Annotated in this window: 21 protein-coding genes; 13 read left to right on the top strand and 8 right to left on the bottom strand. The window is 56.3% G+C overall.

All coding sequences use genetic code 11. The features are described from left to right. Window positions 1-29 precede the first annotated feature (29 nt). The 3 genes from L1047_RS03570 to L1047_RS03560 all read left to right on the top strand — a co-directional run bounded on the left by L1047_RS03570 (window position 30) and on the right by L1047_RS03560 (window position 2,296). On the top strand, window positions 30-1,454 hold the full coding sequence (locus tag L1047_RS03570; protein ID WP_235277414.1) for a form I ribulose bisphosphate carboxylase large subunit: 1,425 nt from the start codon (window positions 30-32) through the stop codon (window positions 1,452-1,454). Window positions 1,455-1,542: 88 nt separating this feature from the next. After that, the gene (rcbX, locus tag L1047_RS03565; protein WP_235277412.1) at window positions 1,543-1,956 is read left to right on the top strand and encodes a RuBisCO chaperone RbcX; all 414 of its coding nucleotides are present in this window, start codon (window positions 1,543-1,545) and stop codon (window positions 1,954-1,956) included. Window positions 1,957-1,963: 7 nt separating this feature from the next. Further along, window positions 1,964-2,296: a ribulose bisphosphate carboxylase small subunit gene (locus L1047_RS03560; RefSeq protein ID WP_235277410.1), complete on the top strand. Its 333-nt coding sequence runs from the start codon at window positions 1,964-1,966 to the stop codon at window positions 2,294-2,296. Between the two features lie 125 nt (window positions 2,297-2,421). Here L1047_RS03560 and L1047_RS03555 read toward each other — a convergent pair whose 3' ends face one another. Continuing rightward, window positions 2,422-2,922 carry a hypothetical protein gene (locus L1047_RS03555; protein WP_235277408.1) on the bottom strand — a complete coding sequence of 167 codons (501 nt, stop codon included), beginning with the start codon at window positions 2,920-2,922 and terminating at the stop codon, window positions 2,422-2,424. Window positions 2,923-3,216: 294 nt separating this feature from the next. Next, a complete protein-coding gene (locus L1047_RS03550) occupies window positions 3,217-4,170 on the bottom strand; it encodes a tetratricopeptide repeat protein (RefSeq protein ID WP_328286022.1) in 954 nt (317 codons plus the stop codon). 15 nt (window positions 4,171-4,185) lie between these two features. Between L1047_RS03550 and upp the strand changes: the two genes are divergently transcribed. The 3 genes from upp to L1047_RS03535 all read left to right on the top strand — a co-directional run bounded on the left by upp (window position 4,186) and on the right by L1047_RS03535 (window position 6,764). Beyond that, window positions 4,186-4,875 carry a uracil phosphoribosyltransferase gene (upp, locus tag L1047_RS03545; RefSeq protein WP_235277406.1) on the top strand — a complete coding sequence of 230 codons (690 nt, stop codon included), beginning with the start codon at window positions 4,186-4,188 and terminating at the stop codon, window positions 4,873-4,875. 205 nt (window positions 4,876-5,080) lie between these two features. Next, the gene (locus L1047_RS03540) at window positions 5,081-6,070 is read left to right on the top strand and encodes a hypothetical protein (protein ID WP_235277404.1); all 990 of its coding nucleotides are present in this window, start codon (window positions 5,081-5,083) and stop codon (window positions 6,068-6,070) included. Window positions 6,071-6,140: 70 nt separating this feature from the next. Continuing rightward, entirely contained in the window at window positions 6,141-6,764 is a 624-nt protein-coding gene (locus tag L1047_RS03535) for a tetratricopeptide repeat protein (protein WP_235277402.1), read from the top strand. Between the two features lie 118 nt (window positions 6,765-6,882). On the opposite strand, the gene L1047_RS03530 is transcribed toward L1047_RS03535, so the two are convergent. From L1047_RS03530 to lptB, 3 genes are all read right to left on the bottom strand, one after another. Further along, entirely contained in the window at window positions 6,883-7,035 is a 153-nt protein-coding gene (locus L1047_RS03530) for a hypothetical protein (RefSeq protein WP_235277400.1), read from the bottom strand. Window positions 7,036-7,076: 41 nt separating this feature from the next. Then, window positions 7,077-8,228, bottom strand: a complete 1,152-nt coding sequence (locus L1047_RS03525) for an LptF/LptG family permease (protein WP_235277398.1) — start codon at window positions 8,226-8,228, stop codon at window positions 7,077-7,079. A gap of 109 nt (window positions 8,229-8,337) precedes the next feature. Then, window positions 8,338-9,066 (bottom strand): LPS export ABC transporter ATP-binding protein, encoded by a 729-nt coding sequence (gene lptB, locus L1047_RS03520; protein WP_235277396.1) that lies wholly within the window; start codon window positions 9,064-9,066, stop codon window positions 8,338-8,340. Between the two features lie 242 nt (window positions 9,067-9,308). Between lptB and L1047_RS03515 the strand changes: the two genes are divergently transcribed. From L1047_RS03515 to L1047_RS03490, 6 genes are all read left to right on the top strand, one after another. After that, window positions 9,309-9,659 carry a hypothetical protein gene (locus L1047_RS03515; protein WP_235277394.1) on the top strand — a complete coding sequence of 117 codons (351 nt, stop codon included), beginning with the start codon at window positions 9,309-9,311 and terminating at the stop codon, window positions 9,657-9,659. A 148-nt stretch (window positions 9,660-9,807) separates the two neighbouring features. Beyond that, window positions 9,808-10,293 (top strand): pentapeptide repeat-containing protein, encoded by a 486-nt coding sequence (locus L1047_RS03510; protein ID WP_235277392.1) that lies wholly within the window; start codon window positions 9,808-9,810, stop codon window positions 10,291-10,293. 392 nt (window positions 10,294-10,685) lie between these two features. Further along, window positions 10,686-11,303, top strand: coding sequence for an NUDIX hydrolase (locus L1047_RS03505; RefSeq protein WP_235277390.1), 618 nt, complete (start codon window positions 10,686-10,688; stop codon window positions 11,301-11,303). A gap of 107 nt (window positions 11,304-11,410) precedes the next feature. Further along, window positions 11,411-14,491, top strand: coding sequence for a PAS domain S-box protein (locus tag L1047_RS03500; RefSeq protein WP_235277389.1), 3,081 nt, complete (start codon window positions 11,411-11,413; stop codon window positions 14,489-14,491). A gap of 57 nt (window positions 14,492-14,548) precedes the next feature. Then, complete coding sequence (locus tag L1047_RS03495; protein WP_235277388.1) at window positions 14,549-14,938, top strand: response regulator; 390 nt, start codon at window positions 14,549-14,551, stop codon at window positions 14,936-14,938. Beyond that, complete coding sequence (locus L1047_RS03490) at window positions 14,931-16,601, top strand: GGDEF domain-containing response regulator (RefSeq protein ID WP_235277387.1); 1,671 nt, start codon at window positions 14,931-14,933, stop codon at window positions 16,599-16,601. Before L1047_RS03495 ends, L1047_RS03490 begins: the two co-directional genes overlap by 8 nt. A gap of 60 nt (window positions 16,602-16,661) precedes the next feature. Here the strand turns inward: L1047_RS03490 and L1047_RS03485 are convergent, their stop codons facing one another. From L1047_RS03485 to L1047_RS03475, 3 genes are all read right to left on the bottom strand, one after another. Continuing rightward, window positions 16,662-17,951, bottom strand: coding sequence for a M16 family metallopeptidase (locus L1047_RS03485; RefSeq protein WP_235277386.1), 1,290 nt, complete (start codon window positions 17,949-17,951; stop codon window positions 16,662-16,664). 41 nt (window positions 17,952-17,992) lie between these two features. Further along, window positions 17,993-19,297 (bottom strand): M16 family metallopeptidase, encoded by a 1,305-nt coding sequence (locus tag L1047_RS03480; protein ID WP_235277385.1) that lies wholly within the window; start codon window positions 19,295-19,297, stop codon window positions 17,993-17,995. A gap of 120 nt (window positions 19,298-19,417) precedes the next feature. Next, window positions 19,418-20,641, bottom strand: a complete 1,224-nt coding sequence (locus L1047_RS03475) for a site-2 protease family protein (protein ID WP_235277384.1) — start codon at window positions 20,639-20,641, stop codon at window positions 19,418-19,420. A gap of 532 nt (window positions 20,642-21,173) precedes the next feature. Here L1047_RS03475 and nrdJ point away from each other — a divergent pair. Continuing rightward, window positions 21,174-23,492, top strand: a complete 2,319-nt coding sequence (gene nrdJ / locus L1047_RS03470; protein WP_235277382.1) for a ribonucleoside-triphosphate reductase, adenosylcobalamin-dependent — start codon at window positions 21,174-21,176, stop codon at window positions 23,490-23,492. Window positions 23,493-23,508 lie beyond the last annotated feature (16 nt).

The raw sequence follows: 23,508 nt of genomic DNA, 5'->3' as shown, positions 1-23,508 counted from the left end.
TTCGTGATTCAGTTCAGAGGGAGATCAACGTGGCCTATTCAGCAACCCAATCCAAAAGCGGCTACCAAGCCGGGGTGAAGGATTACAAACTCACCTACTACACTCCCGATTACACGCCCAAGGATACCGACATCCTGGCGTGTTTCCGGGTCACTCCCCAGCCCGGTGTTCCCCCCGAAGAAGCGGGGGCAGCTGTGGCGGCTGAGTCTTCGACGGGCACCTGGACAACGGTGTGGACGGATTTGCTCACCGACCTGGATCGGTACAAAGGCCGCTGCTACGACATCGAGCCGGTTCCGGGCGAAGACAACCAGTATTTTTGCTTTGTGGCCTATCCCCTGGACTTGTTCGAGGAAGGCTCCGTCACCAACATGCTCACCTCGATTGTGGGCAACGTCTTCGGCTTCAAAGCCCTAATGGCTCTGCGGCTAGAAGATCTACGGATCCCGGTGGCCTACTTGAAAACCTTCCAGGGGCCTCCTCACGGCATTCAGGTGGAACGGGACAAACTGAACAAATATGGCCGTCCGCTCTTGGGTTGCACCATCAAACCCAAGTTGGGCCTGTCCGCCAAAAACTATGGCCGGGCAGTGTACGAGTGCTTGCGAGGCGGTTTGGACTTCACCAAAGACGACGAGAACATTAACTCGCAGCCCTTCCAGCGCTGGCGGGATCGCTATCTGTTTGTTATGGATGCCATCCACAAGGCACAGGCAGAAACCGGCGAAATCAAAGGCCACTACCTGAACGTCACCGCCCCCACCTGTGAAGAGATGTTCAAACGGGCCGAGTTTGCCAAAGAGCTGAAAGCCCCGATCATCATGCACGACTACCTGACGGGGGGGTTTACCGCCAACACCAGCCTGGCCAAGTGGTGTCGGGATAATGGCATCCTGCTCCACATTCACCGCGCCATGCACGCCGTGATCGACCGGCAGAAAAACCACGGGATCCATTTCCGGGTGCTGGCCAAGTGTTTGCGCATGTCCGGGGGGGACCACCTGCACTCCGGTACCGTGGTCGGCAAACTGGAAGGGGAGCGCAACATCACCCTCGGCTTCGTGGATCAAATGCGGGAAAACTATGTGGAAGCGGATCGCTCCCGGGGTAACTTCTTCACCCAGGACTGGGCTTCCATGCCCGGTGTGATGCCGGTGGCCTCCGGTGGGATCCACATCTGGCACATGCCGGCACTGGTGGAGATCTTCGGGGACGATTCCTGCCTACAGTTTGGTGGGGGTACCCTGGGTCACCCCTGGGGCAATGCTCCGGGCGCGACTGCCAACCGGGTGGCTCTAGAAGCCTGTATTCAGGCCCGCAACGAAGGCCGTGATCTGGCTCGCGAAGGCAACGATGTCATCCGCGAAGCGGCCAAGTGGTCGCCAGAGCTGGCGGCGGCTTGTGAGCTGTGGAAGGAAATTAAGTTCGAGTTCAAGGCCGTCGATACCCTCTAAAGATCCGCCGGGGGCAAGGGATCCACAGGTTGCTTTTCTCGACCAACCCGGCCTTTGTCCCCTTTCCGGCCCACCCCTTGGATCTGCAATGGATCTGAAACAGATCGCCAAAGATACCGCCAAAACCCTGATTAGCTACCTGACCTATCAGGCGATGCGCACGGTGCTGGCCCAACTTGGCGAAACGGATCCCCCCAGAGCCTTTTGGTTGCAGCAGTTCTCAGCTCGGCAAAACCTTCAGGATGGGGAAGCCTATCTGCGGGCTTTGCTGGCGGAACGCCCTGAGCTGGCCTATCGGATCATGACCGTTCGAGAGCACATTGCTGCGGAAGTGGCCGATTACCTGCCCGAGATGGCCAAAACCGGCATCCAACAGGCCAACATGGAGCACCGCCGCGACCACCTGGAACGGATCACCTCAGCCACGGAATCCCTACCCGTTACTCACCCGGAAGCGGGATCCCCCTCCTCTGCACAAGACTCAATACCCGAAACGGAGTAACATCACCATGCAAACCTTACCGAAAGAGCGTCGTTACGAAACCCTGTCCTATCTGCCCCCCTTGACAGATCTGCAAATCAGCAAGCAACTCCAGTACATCCTGGATCAGGGCTACATCCCCGCCGTGGAATTCAACGAGTCTTCTGACCCGAAGGTGTACTACTGGACGATGTGGAAGCTGCCCCTGTTCAACGCCACCTCTACCCAGGAGGTGCTGAGCGAAGTGCAATCCTGCCGCAGCGCTTACCCCAATTGCTACATTCGCGTGGTTGGTTTCGACAACATCAAGCAGTGCCAGATCCTTAGCTTCCTCGTTCACAAGCCCAGTGGTGTGCGTTAAGAAGCCCTGAGCGGGCTTTGATTGTTCCAAAACAGTTTGGGAGGGATCCACCGAGTCGGATCTCTCTCGATTTTTTTTGTTGATTTTTGCAGAGCAGCAGACGACTGGAGCTGCGCTGGGATGCCTCAAGGATTGGTGGGCAAACTGAGCACCGGGACAATCAACTCCTGAACGGGCAGGGCAGTCGATTCTTCAGTGACACTGGTAGAGGCATCCGTAGGAGTAGAGGGGGTAGGGGCTGCACTGGTCGGGCGCAGTTGCCAACGGATGATCTGCTCGCCCCGGTAAAAGGTGACAAACAGTTGATCCCCTTGAGCTTGGATTTGCCAGGTACCATCGCCACTGTTGACAGAGGTATGTCCACCGGAAAAAGGAGCGTTCAAAGCTGGTCCTGATTGTGTCCAGATGCGACCGCCACCGGTTTCCACAATGAGTTGCACGGTTGCTCCTTGCCCATGTCCGCTCAGAATTTGGCCAGTGCCGCTCCAGGTGCGGGTTTCGGTTTGAGCCAGAGCTGGCTGCCCCAGTTGGAGCGCCATCAGCAACAGCCCTGTCCAACCCAAACGACTTCGTGCCGGTACCATCCAAGCCGAAGGAGGGGAAGCAGTTCGAGAGAAGAAAGCCATTGCACTCACGTTAATACCACACGCCGCGATAGGACTGAAACACGAGAGGGAGAAAGAATAAGGGTGTTGAAGGAAGCATTCCTTTACACAACCCATTACACAGTCTACCGAAAGCCCGCAGAGATCCCTATTGTTGAGCTTCCTGCCAGAATCCTCTGCTGGACTGATCCCAATCTAGGCAATCCCCAGACCCACAGACAGGATGCAACCTGAGTCTCTAGCTACGGGGATCCCCACTAGCCATTTCGCCAATGCGTAGCGCTGAGTTGAAATAGACGTCTCGGGGAGCAAACCCTAGCTGAGAGAGAGGAAGCGCTCCAGGGCAGCTACAACAGCAGGCGGCCAACGGCGGATGGTTTTGACCCACTCCAGATCGGCATAGCGCGGATCCAATCCCTGCACCGCGACCCAGTGGCTTTCTGCTTCTCCCGGGCGGCTTTCTGTCCACAGAATGGCACTGAGGGCAGCCCGCATATCGGGGAACTTCGGGTACTTCCGTACCAAAGCCCGCATCAATCGCAAGGCTGACTGGGTTTCCCCCACCTGGTACAGGCTGAGAGCATAGTTGGCTTGGGCAAACGCATAGTCTGGGGCTAATTGCGTGGCGTGGCGGTAATCCGCAACCGCCTGTTGCCATTCTCCCAAACCGGCTTCCGCATTGCCCCGGTTGTTGTAGGCTGCCGCATCGTTGGGATCCAATTGTAAAACCCGCTCGTAGTCGGCGATCGCTTCTTGCCACCGCCCCAACCCTTCCAGAGCCGCCCCCCGATTCAGATAGGGATCCGGTGCATTGGGGGCCAAACGAATCGCTTCGGCATAATCCGTGAGCGCTTGCTGCAACTTGTGCTGGCTGACGCGGGCATTGCCTCGGTTGCTCCACAGAGCCGGGTTATCTGGTTGACGTTCCAATAGTTGGCTCCACAGGGTTTCCGCCCGCGCGAAATCCCCCTGATTGGTGGCAGCAAAGGCTTCGTCAAACAGGTGATCAATCTCGGCGCTCACCGTCTGTAGGTTTACTATGGGCGATCCCTGAGACTCCATCGCATCGGCAGCCGGGATCCCCAGCCAAAACAGCAGCCCCAACAGCAGTAGAGCAGGGATGACTTTCACAATCTGCATGGCCTTACCGGATTTTTGTTCGGTTGCCCACCCATCATAAGCCTCCCACACAAGGGATCCGTTGGCTCTTTGGCGGCCAATCTTGAACCGCAGACCCCCTCCCATCCCCATGGGAGTGCTTGCTTTCATCCAGGGCAACCCGTTATGCTACCGCCCAGATTGAGGCATTCTTCTGTGGCCAGTCAGCAGCTTCGTGTCTATGTTCCCCCTCATCCCTTGATCAAGCACTGGTTAACAGTGGCTCGGGATGCAGAAACCCCGATGCCCTTGTTTCGCAGCGCCATGTCAGAGCTGGGCCGTTGGCTCACCTATGAGGCGATGCGGGAGTGGATCCCCACCCAACCGGTGCGGGTACAAACCCCTCTGGAACCTGCTCCAGCGGAAGTGATTGCCCCCGATACCCCGATGGGCATCGTGCCTGTATTGCGAGCCGGTTTGGCGATGTTGGAGGGTTGCCAGGCTCTGTTGCCCCAGGCGCGGATCTTCCATTTGGGCATGGTGCGGGATGAAGAAACGCTGCAGGCCAGTTGCTATCTGAATCGGCTGCCGGAGCGGATCCCGGAACAAATGCGCATTCTCATTCCGGAACCGATGTTGGCGACCGGGGGCACGTTGGTACAGGTGTTGGATGAGTTGAAGGGGCGGGGAGCGGATCCCAGTTTGGTCAGGATTGTCAGTGTGCTGGCGGCGCCGCCGGGGTTACAGCGGCTGGGATCCCATTACCCGATGGTGCAAATCTTCTGTGCCATGATTGACGAGCGGTTGAACGACCAAGGGTTTATCATGCCAGGGCTAGGAGATGCAGGGGATCGTGCCTTTGGTACCGAGAGCTAGCTCATTCACCCATTGGATGAGATCTATCTTCTCTATCGCTAGTGTTACCAAGTCAAACTGATCGGCAAAACACACATTTCTTAGCTATCGAAGCTATCGATCGAGCTTTTCGCGACTCCTGGCGCTACACTCATTCAGCAGGTGCCCCGAGGAGGGCATTTCGGACTAAACCCATTCTGGTTGGTCAAGCTGTTGGATTATGGGAATGTTGGCTGCTTTAGCCCCAGAGCCTGCTTTTGAGATCCCAGTGGAGCGGGGTTCGTGGGCTTCCCATGGTATCAGCGCCTTTCCTCTCCCTGCGCCTATGCGACTTATCCTCACCAGTTTGGATGGCAGCCTGTTGGATATGGAATCCAATAGCTATGGTGCTGCCCGACAAGCGTTGGCTGCCCTAGAGCGGCGCTCGATTCCCTTGGTGCTCTATAGTCTGCGGACTCGGGCTCAACTGGAGCATGTGCGCCAGCAATTGCGCCTGGAGCATCCGTTTATTTGCGAGGATGGTTCTGCCCTCTACGTTCCTGAACATTACTTCCCAGCGGGCATTCTGGATGAGCAGTGGCAATATCAGCCTCCCTACTATGTGCGGGCTTTAGGGTTGCCCTATTCCCGCTTGCGCAGCATTTTGCAACAGGTGCGTCAAGAGTCCAACTTGGATCTGGTCGGGTTTGGGGATTGGACAGCTTCTGAGCTAGCTGCTGCCACCGGGATCCCGGTGGAGGAAGCGGAACGGGCTCAACAGCGAGAGTACAGCGAGATTTTCAGCTATTCTGGCAATCCGGAAACCCTGAGGGAAGCCTTTGCTCATCAGGAATCCAACCTGACCCAGCATCTGTTGCAACTGCGCCAGCTCAACCTCTCGAGCCCCCCACAAAAGTGGTACCTAACCGGCTGGACTCAGCCGGCGATGACTACAGAGCCCGGATTTTTGCCGGGGGAACGGGCGGTGCGACTGTTGTTGGGCTGCTACCAGCGGCATTTAGGTACCGTTAAGGCTCTGGGCATTGGCTGCTCTCCGGCGGATGCGGCTTTTTTGCGGTGGATGGAACGGAAGGTGGTGCTTCCAAGCCCAATTGCGGATAGCCTCTGGAGTGAGGCCGAACCCCAATGGCAGTTGGCCCAGCTCCCTGGCCCAGAGGGGTGGAATGAAGTGGTGTTGATGTGGTTGGAGGAAACAGATCATGGTGATGATGAATAACAAACAGCTCTTTCGGCAGGGGGCCCACTTGGGTCTGAGGGCAATGGGATGTCTGCTTGGGCTGGCGCTCATGGTTCCGGCGTATGCTGAAGTGCCCATGACCCTATTAACTGGGGAACAAACCGTGGCCCAGCTCAAGGAAGATGGGGCCCGATACATGCAGATGGGCTTCCATACCCTGGCCATCAATGCCTATCGGGGGGCGATTGAACTAGAAGAAAAGACGTTGGTTTTGCCCAGTGAACGGGATCCCGATGTGCCGTTTAATCTCGGCTTGATCTATGCTCGCCAGGGCAGCCTGCCGGAGGCTCGTACCGCCTTTCAACGGTCGGTAGACGTGGATCCCACCAGCTTTAAGGCTCGCTACCAATTGGCCTTGGTGGATCTCAAGCTGGGAAATCAAGGGGCAGCCAAGGAGCAGCTCACCCTCCTGGCCGATGCCGCCAATGGCAATCCCGAAACCCGCAGCCATATCCAGTCTTTGCTGGCCACTTTGGAGTCGGTTCCCCTGCCCAGCCAAAAAGGTGACAACTTGGCCCGTACCCCTGCTGTGGAGTCTGAGGCCGCCAAACTGTTGCTCGAACCCGGTAAAACCGAAACGGCTGCTTTGCCAGCAGCAACAGAAACGGAATCGCCAGAGGAGGAGAAACCTCTTTCAGCCCTGCAACGGTTGCGCCAGCGGGAGCTGAACTAGTCCCGGCGCTCCCAGCCCCAATCGAGACCCTGCGTTGAAGGCCAGGGATCCCCTAGAGGGCCCTGGTTTTTCATCTGATTTTTCAATTGCCGCCGGTTCTCTGCCCAGGGTGAGGAGCCTATCGGTTTTTGGGATCCGGCTGAGTTGGATCGGGTTTTGGCCCTTTGGTGGTAAACACCGTGGTGAACATCATCAGCATCCCTCCTCCCAAAATGAGTAGGGCCAATCCTCCGACTATCCCATTCATCCAGGTTTGTGCCTCGAGGTCCATTTAGATCTCCTTAGATCTCCGCTGGAGGGATCCCTCCCATCCTACCGATTGGCTCGGTAGAGCAGCCCTAACCCCACCGCTGCACAGATCAAGTTGGGCAACCAGGCTGCCACTGCTGGGCCCAAGGTGCCAATTTGCCCCAAAGCCTGCGTGATGAACAGCAGCACATAGAAGGCAAAAATAATCAGCACACTGATACCCAGTCCCAGGGAAGAACTGGTACGCTGCGGGCGCAACCCCAAGGGTGCCCCGATCAGGGTAAAAGCCAAACACACAAAGGGAATGGCATATTTTTGGTTAAGACTGACCTGGAGCCGCCGTACCCGCTGCAAATCGCCGGAACTGGCAATCACTTCGATATAGCGGCTCAGCTCTTGGATGTTCATTTCCTCCGGGCTGCGGGCTTCTTGGGCCAAATCCAACGGTGCACGGGACAGGCGCAACTCCTGGCGACCAAAGGTGGCAATGTTGCTGTAGGTGCCATCGGGAGAAACAATGTAGTTGGTACCCTCCTCAAATACCCACAGGTTATTGCGGGGATCCCAGCTTCCCCTCTGGGCCAGCAGAATTTGATTCAGAGCCTCGTTGGAAAAATCCAGGACAACGATGCCGCGCATGAGGTTTCCATCGAAGCTACGGGCATAAAACTGGCGCGTCAACCCCTGCCGACGGGAAAAGCTGCCATCGCCTTCGGGGCTAAGGATCTCGCCAAATTCTTGGTAAAGAATGTTCTCTCGCCGAAAGTCGGGATCCCGATTCAAGGCCCGATCCAACGTGATGGCCGCTTGGCGGTTGCTATTGGGAACCACTAGCTCATTGAACAGGAAAGTCAAACCGGTCACCAGCAAACTCAGGGTGAGGGCCGGCACCACCAGGCGATAGAGGCTCACCCCACAACCCCGCATGGCTGTGATCTCGCTATCCGAAGACAAGCGCCCATAGGCCAGCAACGTCGCCAACAACATCGACATCGGGAAGGTGAGGACAATGATCCCCGGTGCCCGAAAAGCAAACACCTGCAAGGCTGCCGGGATCGATAACCCTGCTTCTACCACCAGGCCCACCAGCTCAAACAGGGATCCCACCGCCATCACCAGCGCGGTAAATGCCCCCACCCCAAATAAAAAAGGCAGGGCCATCTCGGAAATGATGTAGCGATCCATTAGGCCCACCGAGCGCCATAGGGAAACCACAGACGCAGCCTGAGGAGAACGGGTTGGAGGTGGAGTAGAACTCACTTTCACGATGAAAAGCAAAGGGTAGGGGGCAGGCAAGATAAACGTAGGCCAGGGATCCCAGCAGCTAGAGCCGGAATTTCTCCCCCAGGTAGTATTTGCGCACCAAGGGATCCGCCGCCAACTCAGCCGAAGTGCCTTTGGCCAGGATCGCCCCATCGTTGAGGATATAGGCGCGATCGGTAATCTCTAGGGTCTCCCGCACATTGTGATCAGTGATCAACACGCCAATGCCCCGGTGCTTCAACTTGGCCACCACCTCTTGAATATCCGCCACCGCGATCGGATCAACCCCCGCAAACGGCTCATCCAGCAGCAAAAATTTCGGCCCTTGAATCCCGGCGGCCAAAGCACGGGCGATTTCAGCACGGCGACGTTCTCCCCCCGAAACTTGCAAGCCCAAGCTGCGGGCGACATGGGTAATACGAAACTCCTCCAGCAGTTGGTTCAAACGTTGTTGCCAGAGACGACGGGGCACCCCCGTTTGCTCCATGATCAACAGTAGGTTGTCTTGAATGCTAAGGCGCCGAAAAATGCTTGGCTCCTGGGCTAAATAGCCGATGCCCAGTTGGGCACGGCGATGCATGGGTAGGTTAGTGATATCTTGATCGTCCAGCCAGACATGACCTCGATTCGGCTGGATCAAGCCCGTCATGATGTAGAACGTGGTGGTTTTACCGGCTCCATTGGGCCCGAGCAAACCCACAATCTCCCCCTGCTGAATGTTCAAGCTGACATCGCTCACCACCTCACGGCGACCATAACGCTTACAGATATTTTCTAGGTGAATCTGCATAGGGCTGAACCAGGGTTGCTTACCGATTCTAAGGGGGCTTCTGGAGGGACAAGGTGAAGGGCCACTTCACATCTCAGATATACAAGGGATCCCTCCACAATGAAGATGGAGCAAACCCAGCTTGCAATCCAGGGGGATCCGAGCAGAATCGGTCATTCTGAAGCTGCTCTAGGGAATCTTGGATATTATCGCTTCGTGTCACAGCCCCCTTACCTCCCCCATCAGGATGGGATCCCGTCTTCATGCTCCGTTGCCCAGCCTGCCATTGGATTAATCTCGACTCAGATTACCACTGTCGCCGTTGTGGGTATCTTTTGCGCCGACATCCCCACTTTTCTAAGGGATCCCTGGCACCATCCCACCGCCCGCTGGGCATGAAAAAAAGGAGGAAAGGTAGGGGGCAAATTCGCTGGGATCGCGTCTTGACCCTGACGGCAGTTTTGGGAGTTTTGGTGAGTTTGGGGCAGCTGTCTTGGTACTGGGTACAGCCAATGCTGGAGGAGCCTCCCCCCCCAACTTTTGGGTTCGATCCAAAAGCCTTGCGCCAGAGAGACTATGAACGCGCCCGTACCTTTCGAGAAAAAATTTATTGAATATCAGTCGAAGAAATTAGGCAACCCAATCAAAGAGTGGTCGAAGTCAGTAGATGCCACTATCATATGACCAACTGACCAACGCAGGAGAACTTCGGTCTGCTGCATCCTCGTACCCTTAACATCGAAACTCTAGGGCTTGGCAACTATGAATCTAAAAGTTCCCGCCATTCTGGCACTGCTCACCACAGCGGCTGTGACCTCTACGGCAGCAGCCACCACCTATAACTCCTGCTTCATGCGCTATCTGATGGCTTCCAAAACCTGTGCCAACTGCCGCATGGGCTCCATCACGCTGAACAATCTGGATCTCACAGAAGCCAATTTCAGCGGCTCCGACATGATTGAAGCCAACCTTGAGCGCACCACCCTGACGGGTGCTGATCTCAGCCAATCCTATTTGGTGGGCGCCAACCTGCGTCGGGCCAAGTTGGGTGAGGCCAACCTGAGTGGTGCCTACCTGGAGGGAGCGGATTTGCGTGGGGCGGATCTGCGTGGGGCTGACCTGTCTTCTGCTTCTTTGTACGGGGCGGATCTGCGCGGAGCTGACTTGCGCGATGCCAATTTGGTGGGGGCTGACCTGCGCTTCACTCGCACCTGGGGTGCTCGCATGCAGGGGGCGATTACCCAATAGGCCACTGCTTGGCGCACTCAAGCTACACATTCGGATTCAAGCTTTTTCTAGCGACACCTGTTGCAGCTTAGACAGACTGGCTGCCTGCTCGGCAGGGCTTTTGGGTTGCCCCAGAATCTCTGTAGAAGTCGGCTGTACCAGACTGAAAGAGGCGGAGGTAGAACTCTGTCTGAGGCTCTAGCCCGAACAACGGCTCACAGCGTAGCTCGAAAGAGCGAATAAAGGCTCGAGTATGGGGGGTGGGGCATCCCCGTCCCTAGTTGGTTCCCTAATTAGTGTATTGTTGGCCTAGCCTGGGCATAGCGTCGGGACTATGTCACGCAGGTGTCTACCTTAGATTAAGATCTGGTTCCATGTCCGATCTATCGTAGAAACATCGAGTCGGATCCCGCATGAGTTTGCATTGGTTGACCTGGGCCCAACAACTTCAGGCAATTGCCCAGAACGGTCTTACCTACAGCCAAAACCCCTTTGATATCGAGCGTTATCAAAAACTACGACAGATCGCGGCCCAGATCCTGGCCCAACACACCGATTTGGAAGCGGGAGCCATCTTGAAAGGCTTTGAACGAGAGCTGGGCTATGCTACGCCGAAGGTGGATGTTCGGGCTGCGGTCTTTCGGGATGAGCAAATCTTGCTGGTCAAAGAGCGTATCGATGGCTGTTGGACGCTGCCAGGGGGGTGGGCAGATGTGGGCGACTCTCCTAGCGAAGCGGTGGAACGGGAAGTTTGGGAAGAATCAGGCTACCGGGCCAAAGCGGTGAAGTTACTGGCGGTTTACGATAAAAGCCGCCATGAGCACCCCACCTACCAAGACTATTCTTACAAGTTGTTTTTCCACTGCCAGCTCATTGGGGGATCCCCCAGCACCAGCCTAGAAACCGATGGGGTGGAGTTTTTCCCAGAAGACCAGCTACCGGCCCTATCTTTGCCACGAGTGACCCCCGCCCAGATCGCCCGCCTGTTTGAACACTACCGCCACCCGGATTGGCCCACCGATTTCGACTGACTACCCTGTATCCGTCGGTTCACAGCACCCCTTTTTGCCCCAAACCGCAAGTTGAAAAAGGGAGTCGCTACCATAAAACAAAGTGAAAACAAAGTGCGAGATCGTGCATGACTCCCGTCCCGTTCGAGCAATTTTTTGAACATTGCCCCCGCCTACTTTGGGCGGTTGACGGTGCAGGGCGGGTTTTGCACATGAACAAGGCCTGGGAACGCTATCTGGGCTACTCTGTGCAGGTTTTGCAAAAGCAACCTCTCCTGGAGCTCCTACATCCCGAAGATCGTCCCCGGATCCAAGCGGAATGGAACAAACTCTGGCAAGGCCAGGGATCCTCCACGCTCTCGCTCTCTGGAGTACAGAACACCATCACCTTTGTCGGGCGCTTGCAGATTCAGGATGGTCTCTGTCACCGATTCATCTGGACGGCCTCTCTGTTGCCCCTCCAGGAGGGTGAGGTGATCGGGTTGTGTGGCAGTGCTGACCCGGAGCTCCCCAGTACGGGAGCGGATCCCCCGACCGCCCAAGTTCTACGAGACAATCATCATCATCTGCAAGCTTTGATCGAGCAGGTCAGTGTCGGCATTGGTCTCACAGATCTGAAAGGGTGTGTGCTCAGCATCAACCCTGCCGCTCAGCGTATGCACGGCTACAGCCAGGACGAGTTGCTGCAGATGAACTTCGCGGACTACACCCATCCCGATGATCTGCAAGAAGACCAGGAGCTGTTTCAACAGTTGGTGGCCGGAGAAATCTCTTCCTATTGCCTGGAGAAACGCTACCTGCGCAAAGATGGTAGCCAATTTTGGGGTCGCCTCACCATCAGTTTGGTAAGGGATCCCCAGGGGCAGCCCCAATTTGCCGTCTCAGTGTTGGAGGATATCTCGGAAGCTAAGCAGGCGGAAGCTGCCCTCCGCCAGAGCGAGGCGGAAAAACAGGCGATCATCCAAGCTATTCCCGACCTGATGCTGTGGATCAGCGCCGAAGGCCGCTATCTGAGCATGGTAAGACAGCCGGTTGGCTTCCCAGTGTTGGCTAATATGGACGAGATTCAGGGGCTGAGTATCCCCGATATCATGCCCCCAGATTTGGCAGAACGGGAGCTGTTTTATCTGCGGGAGGCCCTGCGTACCGGCCAACAGCAGATTTACACCTACCCGCTCATTTTGGCAGGGGAAGAACGGCACTTCGAAGTGCGCATGGTGCCCAGCGGCGGAGAGAAAGTCTTGGCGGTGGTGCGGGAGTTTACCGACCAGAAACGCGCAGAAACCGCTCTGCGTAACAGTGAGGAACGCCTGAGGGCGATTCTGGAAAACGCTCCCAACGCCATCAATATCCTTAGCCTAGACGGACGCATTCTGGAATGTAACCCTGCCGCTCTCCACTTGCTGGGCTACACACTTCAGGAGCTAAAAGCCTTGCGTTTTGCCGACTACACCTATCCTGAAGATCAGGGCCTATCAGAAGGAATCCTCAACGAGTTGCTGACAGGGCACCGGGAAAGCTACCGCTACGAGAAGCGCTTTGTCCACAAGCAGGGGCACGTGATCTGGACACGGGTAGCAGTTTCGTTGCTGCGGGATAGCACCCATACCCCCACCCACATCATCAGCATTATCGAAGACATTACCCAGGCCAAACGGCTCGACCAAGAACGCTTGGTGGTGTTGGAATCCTTGAAAGAGAGCGAGGCCCGTTACCGGTTACTGGCGGAAAATGCCACCGATATGATCTCTCGTCACGGGCCCTTGGGGCGCTTTTTGGATGCTTCCCCTGCCTGTCTGGCCATTCTCGGCTACCGACCGGAGGAGTTGAAGGGGAAACTGCTCTTTGACATGGTGCATCCTGAAGATTTGGCCAATCTCCAGGCCGCCTTTCGTCCCAACCTGGTGTCGGGGGTAGAAAATGAGCCGCGGGTCATCTACCGGGTGCGTCATCAGCAGGGGCATTTCGTCTGGCTAGAAACCAGCAGTCGGCTGTTGATTGGCCCAGATGGATCCCTGGAACGGGTGGCGGTGTCGCGGGATATTACCGAGCGCAAGCAGGCGGCCCGCGACTTAGAACGCTCTTTGGCCCTTCTGCAGGCAACCCTTGAGGCAACCACCAACGGCATTTTGGTAACCGACCTACAGAGCCATCTTTTGGTGCACAATCGCCTGCTGGCACAAATGTGGCAGTTGGAATCCTTCCATCTCAAGCCGGAGGCAGAGCGTACCCACCACATGGCGGAGCAGGTGCAGGATCCCCAAGCCTTCCTTGCTCTGGTCGACGAGTTGCTGGCCCACCCAGATACCAGTCATAGTGCTGTTCTGGATCTGCTGGATCAGCGCATTTTGCACTTGGTCACCAAACCCCTTTGGATTGGAGGGATCATCACCGGGCGGGTGTGGAGCTTCCAAGACATCACCAACAGCAAGAAAATCGAACGGATGAAGAACGAGTTCGTCTCCATGGTCAGCCACGAGTTGCGCACCCCCCTCACCTCGATCCGCGGATCCCTGGGGTTGATCTTGGGAGGGGTGGGGGGGCCCCTGAACGAACAGCTGCGCCACCTGCTGGACATTGCCCAGAAAAACAGCGAGCGACTGCTGGTCTTGATCAACGACATCCTGGATATTGAGAAGATTGAAGCGGGGCGCATCAACTTCGAGATTCGACCCCTGTTCCTGAGGCCGCTGCTGGAGCAGATTTTGCAGGTGAACCAAGCCTATGCTGAGAGTTACGGGGTGCAGATGCGTCTACAGGTGGATCCCGACTGTGAAGGTTGCCAGATCCGCGCCGATAGCCACCGCCTCACCCAGGTGGTGACCAATTTGCTCTCCAATGCCATCAAGTTTTCTCCCCCCGGAGAATGGGTGGATCTGCGGGTCATCCGGATACAAGGCTGGCTTCGTCTTACCGTTCAAGATCGCGGGCCCGGGATCCCCCGCTCCTTCCGTTCCCAGATCTTTCAGCGGTTTGCCCAGGCGGATGCCTCTGACACGCGCCTGCGGGGAGGGACGGGATTGGGGCTGAGCATTAGCAAAGCGATTGTCGATAAGCTAGGGGGGCACATCGATTTCATCACCTGCTCCGCAGAGGAGGGAGACGGGGAAACCGGCACCTGTTTCTACCTAGACTTTCCTCTGTTTTTGGATGGGGATCCCCTTGCAGCAAAGGACGCTGAGAAGGATTTTCCCTTTAAGGGATCCTAAGTTAGGATTAATACCTAAAGTTACCGAAGTTTCCTGTCCCCTCTCCGTAATCTCCCCATGGTAGTCTCATTGCAACGCATTCTTCTGGTGGAGGATGACCCCGATATTCAGGCGGTGGCCCGCTTGGCCTTGGAGGCGGTGGGGGGCTTTACGGTGGGGATCTGTAGCTCCGGCAAAGAGGCTCTGGATCAGGCGGTGAGCTTTGCGCCTGACTTGATTTTGCTGGATGTGATGATGCCGGTCATGGATGGGCCGACCACCTTAAGGGCGTTGCGGGAGTTATCTCCCCTAAGAGATACCCCGGTTATCTTTATGACAGCGAAAGTTCAAACCCATGAGGTAGAAAGCTACAAGCAACTGGGGGCTGTGGATGTGATTTCCAAGCCCTTCGACCCCATGAGCCTATCCAGCACAATTCACACCATCTGGGCAACTTACCATGCCTAGCTCCCCGGCCACCACCAGTCAAATTCAAGAACAGATGCAGGCACTACGGGCCGCTTATGCCGAGAAGATCGGCGAGCGGGTGGGGCAAATCGAACAGTCTTGGGATCGGTTGGTGCGGGATGACTGGAACCTAGAAACCCTGCGGACGCTGCATCGCATGGTGCACAGTTTGGCCGGCTCAGGTGCCACTTTCGGCTTTGCTTACCTGGGCACGATTGCTCGTACCCTAGAAATTTTGCTTACCTCGATTCTAGAAACCGGTAACCCCCCGATCGCCCTGCAACGGATTCAGGTGCATGCGCTGCTGGCCTCACTGCGTCAGTCTATTCACGAATCGGAGCAAAGCCTGCCGGAACTGACGGCCTTGATTCCGTCCCCAAGTTCATCCCTCAGTAGTGCCGATAGTCACCTGATTTATTTGGTGGATGACGACCCTCAGTTGGCGGAAGATTTGGCCCTACAGATTGGCTATTTCGGCTATGACGTGGTGCGTTACCACAACAGTACCGACCTCAAAGCAGCGGTGTTGCAACAACTTCCCGCCGCTATCCTGACCGACATCATCTTCCCAGAAGGGGATTCTGCCGGTATTGAGATGATTTCAGCATTACGCGAGCAACTGGGATCCAACATGCCCCCGGTGGTGTTCATGTCGGTACACACGGATTTGATGGCCCGCCTACAGGCTGCCCGTGCTGGGGGCAAAGCCTACTTTACCAAGCCCGTTAGTGTGCCCAGTTTGGTGGATAAGCTGGATGAACTGACCCGGGCTCGCCCCCAGGAAGCCTACCGTGTCTTGATCGTGGATGATGAGTCCCATCTGGCGGTTTACTATTCCCTGATTCTGCAACGCACTGGCATGGTCACCCAAGTGGTGACCGATCCCTTTGATTTGATCCCGGTGTTATCGGAGTTTAACCCGGATTTGATCCTGATGGATGTCTATATGCCCCATTGCAGTGGCCTGGAGCTGGGGACGGTGATCCGCCAGCAGCCAGCCTATGTGGGGATCCCGATTGTCTTTCTTTCTACTGAAACCGACCTGAACAAACAGCTAGATGCCATGAGCCTTGGGGGGGGTGATGAATTTCTCACCAAGCCGATCCAGCCGGATCACCTGATCATGGCAGTTTATTCGCGGGCTCAGCGGGCCAGAACCCTGCGTTCTCTGATGGCCACCGACAGCCTGACAGGACTCCTGAACCACACCACCACCAAAGAACAGTTGGTGCAAGAAACCCTGCGGGCGGAGCGTTCCCAGAGCAGTTTGGCCTTTGCGATGCTCGATTTGGATCATTTCAAATCCGTGAATGATACCTACGGCCATGCCACCGGAGATCGGGTGATCAAGAGCCTGTCTCGCCTGTTGCAGCAGCGCTTGCGCCGTACTGATATGATTGGCCGCTATGGGGGAGAAGAGTTTGCCGTTATCCTTCCCGATACCGATGGGGCCGCCGCCTGCAAAATTATGAACGATATTCGCCAGCGCTTTGCTCAAATTCGGCAACAGGCGGAAGACGAAGAATTCTCTGCCACCTTCAGTTGTGGGATCGCCGTATATCCCACCTTTTCGGATGTGGGATCCCTAAAGATGGCGGCGGATAAAGCTCTCTATCAGGCCAAACATCGGGGGCGCAATCGGGTGGTTTTGGCGGAACAGTAGCCCACTTAGGGATCCCCTGCAAGGGTTTCATTGCTCTGAGCAAAGACATCAAAGCAGACATCAAAGCACCAGCTCAACCTGTTCAAGAGCCTGATCCGGCCCCACCAGAGCAATCACGGGAGTGACCAGATAGGTTTGTACCGCTTGAAGCAGGTATTCCGGGGTGAGGTGTCTGACCATCTGCAAATACCGTTGGTCGAACTCCATCCCCAAGCCCAAAATTTCGTACCAGCCTGCCAGTTGTGCCACCTGAGCATTGGTTTGTTTGCTGAGGGCGTATTGGCCCAAGAGTTTGCGCTGGGCCATTTCCACTTCTGCTGGGCTGAGAGGGTGGGCATGCAGGCGTTGGATCTCTGCTTGCAGCCGGTCTAGAGCCATCGCGGTATTCTCAGAGGCGGTGCCCATGTAGGTGACAAAGGGGGCAGGCTCCCGGCGGGTAGCAAAAAAAGCCGAGACTTCGTAGGCTAAACCACAGCGCTCCCGCAACTCCACAAACAGGCGGCTGGAAAGGCCATTGCCCAAGTAGGTACAGAGCAGCTTCAGAGCGGCGTAATCGGCGGAGCCAGCAGCGGACCCCTGAAAGCCAATCATCATTGTCGTTTGTTGGGTGGGCTGGGGCAACCGCAGGAGTTTCGGGTGTTCGAGAGGAGATAAAGATAGGGCGGGATCCAACCCTGCACGGGGAGGGGCGACCCAATCGGATAAAGCGGCTTCGATATGGGCGGCCATCTGTTGGATGGACTCGGGACCGATCACCACCATCACCATCTGGTCTGGACGGCAATAGGTGGCATGATGGGCGACCAAATCCTCACGACAGAGGGATCCCACTGTTTCCAGCCGTCCTACCCCCGGCAGAGCATAGGGATGATCGCCATAGAGGGCTTGTCGCACCTGATCAAAAGCCAAACTGAAGGGTCGCTCCTGCTGGGCGCGAATCGACTGCAACATCAGCGCCTGTTCCCGGTCCACCTCTGCTTCCGGGAAGGTCGGAGCCTGTAAAATCTCGGAGAGCAACCCCAACAGCTCGGGAAAATCCGCAGACACGCACCGCAGGCTAACCTCGAAGTAATCGGCAGCACTATCGATGGAAAGGGCAGCCCCCAAAGATTCCACCCAAGCGGCGATCGCTTGAGAATCCCGTTGCTGGGTGCCTTTGGTGAGGACAGCAGCCATCAAATTGGTCAGCCCCGCCTGCTCCGGTCGCTCCACGCGGCTACCCCCGCGAAAAAAACAATGGGCCGCCAAGATATCCACCGTTGGATTTTGTCCCAACAGCAAAGTGGCACCATTGGCCAAGACAACACGCTGTAAATGGCCGCGCTGAGCAGCAAAGGGGGTAGAGGTCATGAATGCTAAGAAGGGATCCCGTTGGGAAAGACTTAAAAGACTTAACGGTAGGCCAGTTGCAGCTGGGGCGAAGAGGCCGAATCAAGGTCAGCGGGCTTGAGGGTGGCGACCACGTAGGCATCGGGAGAAAGGTGCTGCTGGGCCAACTCTCGCACTTGGGTTGGGGTGAGAGACTGCAGCAGCTCCAAATATTCTTGAATGCGTTGCACGCCCCCTAGGGTTTCGTAATAGCCGTAGATGCCCGCCAACTGGCCGGGGGACTCTGCCGAGAACAAGAACTCATGGGTAAGGATGCGCCGGGTGCGATCCAATTCCGCTTGGCCGATGCCATCCTGTTGTAGCTTTTCGATCTCGTGCAGAATGGTCGCTTCCACCCGATATAAATGATCGGGATCCATTTGGGCGCTGACGCAGAATAGACCGCCTTCCTTCAGCACCATCGAAGAGCAGCCAATACCCCTCACCCAACCCCGCTGTTCCCGCAGCAGATGAACCAAGCGGGAGGTACGCCCATCCCCAAGGATAGAGGCCAAGACTTCTAATCCACAAGCTTCTTGCCAATGGTGGGCACTGACGGTGGGCCAAGCCAACAGCAACCGTGCCTGTTCCAAACGAGGATGGGAGCTCTCTCGGCGCAGGATCCCTTGGGGACGCGGTTGTGCCGGGGCGTGGGGGATCCCCAAGGCTGTACCGCTGGGGGAACCCCCAAATTGCTCTTCCACCAAAGCCAAGGCTCGCTCCGGATCGATACCACCCGTCACCACCAGGGTCATTTGTTCAGGTCGGTACCAGCCTTGATGGTAGGTGCGCATCAGTTCTGGGGTCAGCTCCATCAAGCTTTCGGGAGTACCCAACACCGGTCGCCCGTAAGGATGATCCGCGTAGGCAGCCTGCATCAACTGTTGATAGGCGTTGTAGTCAGGGTTGTCCGCTGCCCGGCGAATCTCTTCTAGAACCACCTGACGCTCCCGCTCAAACTCATCGGCAGGGATCCCGGCGCGGAGAACCACTTCCGCTAGATAGGGCAGGCTATCGGGTAGATCGCCAGAGGCAACCGTGATGTAGTAGTGGGTGTAATCTTGGCTGGTGGCGGCATTGGTAACTCCTCCCCGCCCTTCGATCGCCCGATCCAGCTCGCCCGGAGCCAACCGATCACTACCCTTGAACACCATGTGTTCTAAAAAGTGAGACAAGCCCAACCACTCAAGGGGTTCGTTGCGTCCCCCAGTCTGCACCCAAATGTCGACGGTAACAGAATCGGTGATTGGGATGGGATGAAGAATAACGCTTAACCCATTGCTCAGACGGTGGGTGTAGGCAGGCAGGAGGCGAAGGGAGCGATTCAAAATTCTTAATTGATGTAGAACTCTCTTATTGTAGTCAGGGGAGGTTCCCACAGGACAGTATTTGCGATCACTTTTCATCTAGTGTTTAAGGATCCCTGTCTGGTGTCTAGTTAAGACTTGTTAAGACTTGTTCTGGAGGTCTGGAGATCCCTGCAAAGACAAGCTGGGAGAGGATCCCTCGCTAACTAGTCCTTCTTCCGCTTGAAAGCCTGGGGGCCACTCTGGGCTGTCTCGAATGCGTTGCACCACCTCCTGCGGCAGCATCACCCCCAACTGTCGGGCGGCCATGGCCACCACATCCCCCCGATCGATCAGCCCAGCAATGGCTCCGGTAGGGGTCAACACCAAGACTCGGCGCGGCTCCGACTGGCGCATCATCTGAATCACTTGTGGGATGGGGGTTTCTTCTCGCACCCCCTGCAGTTGCTCCATCGGCTTCAGGATCGCCTTGAGGCTGAGGTGATCCCATTGGCTGCGTTCGATATCGCTGAGCAACTCTGGTCTCACCAACCCCCGATAGCGGCCATCTTCTTCGGCAAAATAGATCTTAGGTTCCGGTTGGGCTCCTTCCGGCTCGCTTTTCAGGGAGGAGGGCACCACATAGCGATCCACAAACTCTCGCAAGCTCATACCCGCATCCAAAACCCGGAAGTTGCGGGTCATGACATCCCCAGCTTTTAACCGGCTCAACACCTGCTGCAGCTGAGCGTACTGGCTGTAACGGCGGGCATTGTTCAAAATAAACAACCCAATCAACCCCAGCCACAGGCCATTCAGGCTGCCAGCAAACACCACCAGCAACCCTAACCCCAGCAGGCCAAAACCAATCCACTGACCGACTCGAGCTGCCCAAATCAGGCCCCGTTGTCGATCCCCAGTCATACCCCAAATGGCAGCTTTGAGCATTTGCCCTCCATCCAGCGGTAGACCCGGCAACAGGTTAAGTAGGGCAAGCGTCAGGTTGATGGCGGCCAAACTGGCTAATGTGGAGGACAGCAGGGTTTCTGGAGTTGCCCAAGCCAGCGCCAAGCTGAGGATGGCAAACAAACTCAAGTTGAGGAGAGGGCCAGCCACCGCCACCTGAAAAGCCCCTAGCGGATGCGGGACTTCTTTCTCAATCGCAGCCATACCCCCAAAAAGGAACAGGGTGATGGAGTTGACGCGGATCCCGTGGGCGCGTGCCACCAGGCTGTGGGCCAGCTCGTGAGCCAGTATGGAGAGGAACAGCCCCAAAGCGGTCAGCACCCCATAAGAGAGCATGAGCAAAAGGGCCGCCGGGAACCAGCTGTAATCAATGAAGAACGGGATCCCCCAGAGGCTACCGATGCGCAGGCGACTGGTCATGGTGATCAAAACTCCTTCTTGTGCTGCACACGGGGTATCGCATCATGGGCAAATGGCAGCCCAATCTGCTTCTCGGGACAACCCGGAGGGGCAGCAGGAGGCCGACCCAGAATTTGCGAACTTCCACTGCCAATTTCCACCGCCGAATGAACTTAGTCCCAGTGGCATCTCTCTTCCACTGTAGCCCTCCTGTTGTTTCTCTGCTCACTCTGCCGGATCTACAAACCTTTGGAGGGAATCGCAGAATCTACTCGGGATCCCTGTGGGGCATTTAGCTCGAAAAGATGCGATCAAGGCGGGGAGCGAATTTGGCTTGCTCTATCCCTAGAGGATCTTGAATAAATGCACAAAGAACGACACTACCCGTGACATCCGGTGCTTGAGGATTGTGATAGCCTGATGGGCATCGCGTTGGGTGAATCCCTGCAAGCGGCCCTCTCGGTCTGGGGTGGTTCACGGATGGTCAAAAGCAAAGGATTAAGTCTATCGTGCTCCGCAGGGTGCGGAGCGTCATCGCAGGAGGGGTGTGAGTATGGTTCAGAGCAAAGAGGCGCATTCTGCTGAGGTATTGGGATCCCTAAGCAATGGCGATTTTCCAGAAACAGCCCCGGCGGCCAACCCCGTTTTTTACCGCACCTACAGTCGTCGCCAAACCGACAAAGGCCGAGAAACCTGGAACGAGGTTTGCGATCGCACCCTGACGGACATCACCGAGCTAGGCCAGTTCACCCCAGAAGAACAGAATTTGATCAACCGCATGCAGCGGCAACTGAAGGCTTTGATCTCAGGCCGTGCCCTGTGGGTGATGGGCACCGACTGGATTCACCAACCGGAAAACTTCTCGGGAGCCTACAACTGCACCAGCACCAACGTCATCGACTGGCAAGCCTTTGGTTTGATGATGGATCTGGCCATGATGGGCTGTGGCACCGGCGCTGTTTTGGAACCCAAGTTCATCAATCGCCTGCCGGCCATTGTTAATCGTCTGCACATTCAAATTACCGGAGAAATCGGCACTACTCCTGCTAGTGAACGTCAGGACAAAACCCGTGTTCACCGGCAGGGATCCCAGGTACACATCCAGGTGGGGGATAGCCGCCGCGGCTGGGTAGATTCTTATCAGGTGTTGATGGAATTAGCCTCGGATCCCAGTTTTGGTGGTGAAATCCAACTGACGGTCGATCTAAGTGATGTGCGGCCTGCTGGTGAAGTTCTCAAGGGGTTTGGGGGAGTAGCTAACCCGATTAAATTGCCTACTTTATATGAGCGGTGCGCGGCCATTCTGAACAAAGCTGTCGGTCGACAACTGAACTCCGTCGAATGTTGTTTGCTGATCGATGAGGCAGCTTCTTGTATCGTGGCCGGGAATATTAGGCGCAGTGCCGGTATGCGTCAATTTGATGGGGAAGATTTGCTCGGCTCCAATGCCAAAGATAACCTCTGGCAACAGGACGAAAAGGGCAATTGGCGTATCGATCCAGAACGAGATGCTCTGCGCATGGCCAATCATACCCGTGTGTTTCATCGCAAACCAACCCTAGAAGAAACCATCGAGGCGGTGCGCAAGCAGTTCTACTCCGGGGAAGGGGCCATTCAGTGGGCGGGCGAAGCGGTGGCACGGGCCAATTGTGATCTGATCCCTCCTGATCAAAAATCCGATTTTCTCAGGGCTTATGAGGCCGGATCTGCCAAAGATTGGTTGCGAAAACGGGATCCTTCTCTGAGTGAGGAAGAGCTAGAAGATCGGATCAATCGTTATGGGTTGAATCCCTGTGGGGAAATAATTGGATCTAATTATCATTGTAACTTGTCTGAAATTCATCTGAATCAGATCGATCCGTACAACACCAAAGAACAAGAAGAAGCCTTCGCCGCTGGGGCATTGGCGGTAGCGGCCCTACTCAATCATCGCTTCCAAGAACCCCGTTACCAGCGCTCGCGGGAATGGGATCCAATTGTGGGGGTGTCCTTCACTGGGTTGTTTGATTTCTTTGTCAAAGCCTTTGGGGTGGATTGGTTGCGCTGGTGGCAGGAGGGGCGACCGGAAACCATGACCGGCCTCACCTTCAAGCAGAAAGAGCAAGAATACCTCAGCCGTTGGCGAGAAGTGGTGCACCAAACCGTCTGGGACTACTGCGATCGCCACGGCCTGCGCCGACCCAACCGCTGTACCACCGTGCAACCGGCGGGAACCAAGTCTCTCTTGACAGGGGCAGCCCCTGGCTGGCATCCTCCCAAAGCGCAGCGCTATATCCGGCGGATTACCTTTGGCAAAAACGATCCGGTGGCCCTGGCCTGTCTGGAATACGGCTACTCGATCGTGCCTTCACAATCGGACAAAGATGAAAATGGCAATCTTCTCAACGATCCCTTCGACCCCCGCTGTACGGAGTGGCTGGTGGAGCTGCCGGTGGAGGTGCCCTGGGCCAATTTGCCCGGTGCCGATCAAATCGAGATCGAGCAGTTTTCTGCCCTAGCCCAATTTGACTTTTACATGCAAGTGCAGAAGCACTACACCACCCACAACACCTCCGCCACCATCGAGCTGCGGGAAGACGAGGTGGAAGCTCTGGGATCCCGTATTTTCGAGGCTATTTGGGAGGATGAGGGGTACATGAGTGCCGCCCTGTTGGCCCGCTTTGATGCTCCGTTTCCCCGACTACCCTTCGAGAAGATCGACAAAGCCACCTACGAGCAACTCTCGGCAGCAGTCTTACGCCGTCGGCAAACCAATGACTTTTTCGGGGCGCTGATGCGCTACGACCGTGGATTTTTGAATACAGAAGGGCCAGCCGGCTGCGATGCCATGGGCTGTCTGTTGCCAGAAGCGGCTCCCCAAACCCAAAGTTAGAGGGATCCCTGTTTTG

The organism is Synechococcus sp. Nb3U1, assembly GCF_021533835.1.
In the GTDB taxonomy this organism is placed as follows: Bacteria; Cyanobacteriota; Cyanobacteriia; order Thermostichales; family Thermostichaceae; genus Thermostichus.
This window is presented reverse-complemented; position numbering and strand designations above follow the sequence as displayed.

What these genes read in the sequence shown, in the direction of transcription:
- rcbX (WP_235277412.1), top strand. Translation starts at nt 1,543, where the DNA reads ATGGATCTGAAACAGATCGCCAAAGATACCGCCAAAACCCTGATTAGC.
- L1047_RS03560 (WP_235277410.1), top strand. Translation starts at nt 1,964, where the DNA reads ATGCAAACCTTACCGAAAGAGCGTCGTTACGAAACCCTGTCCTATCTG.
- L1047_RS03555 (WP_235277408.1), bottom strand. Translation starts at nt 2,922, where the DNA reads ATGGCTTTCTTCTCTCGAACTGCTTCCCCTCCTTCGGCTTGGATGGTA.
- L1047_RS03550 (WP_328286022.1), bottom strand. Translation starts at nt 4,170, where the DNA reads ATGAAAGCAAGCACTCCCATGGGGATGGGAGGGGGTCTGCGGTTCAAG.
- upp (WP_235277406.1), top strand. Translation starts at nt 4,186, where the DNA reads ATGCTACCGCCCAGATTGAGGCATTCTTCTGTGGCCAGTCAGCAGCTT.
- L1047_RS03540 (WP_235277404.1), top strand. Translation starts at nt 5,081, where the DNA reads ATGTTGGCTGCTTTAGCCCCAGAGCCTGCTTTTGAGATCCCAGTGGAG.
- L1047_RS03535 (WP_235277402.1), top strand. Translation starts at nt 6,141, where the DNA reads ATGGTTCCGGCGTATGCTGAAGTGCCCATGACCCTATTAACTGGGGAA.
- L1047_RS03530 (WP_235277400.1), bottom strand. Translation starts at nt 7,035, where the DNA reads ATGGACCTCGAGGCACAAACCTGGATGAATGGGATAGTCGGAGGATTG.
- lptB (WP_235277396.1), bottom strand. Translation starts at nt 9,066, where the DNA reads ATGCAGATTCACCTAGAAAATATCTGTAAGCGTTATGGTCGCCGTGAG.
- L1047_RS03515 (WP_235277394.1), top strand. Translation starts at nt 9,309, where the DNA reads ATGCTCCGTTGCCCAGCCTGCCATTGGATTAATCTCGACTCAGATTAC.
- L1047_RS03510 (WP_235277392.1), top strand. Translation starts at nt 9,808, where the DNA reads ATGAATCTAAAAGTTCCCGCCATTCTGGCACTGCTCACCACAGCGGCT.
- L1047_RS03505 (WP_235277390.1), top strand. Translation starts at nt 10,686, where the DNA reads ATGAGTTTGCATTGGTTGACCTGGGCCCAACAACTTCAGGCAATTGCC.
- L1047_RS03500 (WP_235277389.1), top strand. Translation starts at nt 11,411, where the DNA reads ATGACTCCCGTCCCGTTCGAGCAATTTTTTGAACATTGCCCCCGCCTA.
- L1047_RS03495 (WP_235277388.1), top strand. Translation starts at nt 14,549, where the DNA reads ATGGTAGTCTCATTGCAACGCATTCTTCTGGTGGAGGATGACCCCGAT.
- L1047_RS03490 (WP_235277387.1), top strand. Translation starts at nt 14,931, where the DNA reads ATGCCTAGCTCCCCGGCCACCACCAGTCAAATTCAAGAACAGATGCAG.
- L1047_RS03485 (WP_235277386.1), bottom strand. Translation starts at nt 17,951, where the DNA reads ATGACCTCTACCCCCTTTGCTGCTCAGCGCGGCCATTTACAGCGTGTT.
- L1047_RS03475 (WP_235277384.1), bottom strand. Translation starts at nt 20,641, where the DNA reads ATGACCAGTCGCCTGCGCATCGGTAGCCTCTGGGGGATCCCGTTCTTC.
- nrdJ (WP_235277382.1), top strand. Translation starts at nt 21,174, where the DNA reads ATGGTTCAGAGCAAAGAGGCGCATTCTGCTGAGGTATTGGGATCCCTA.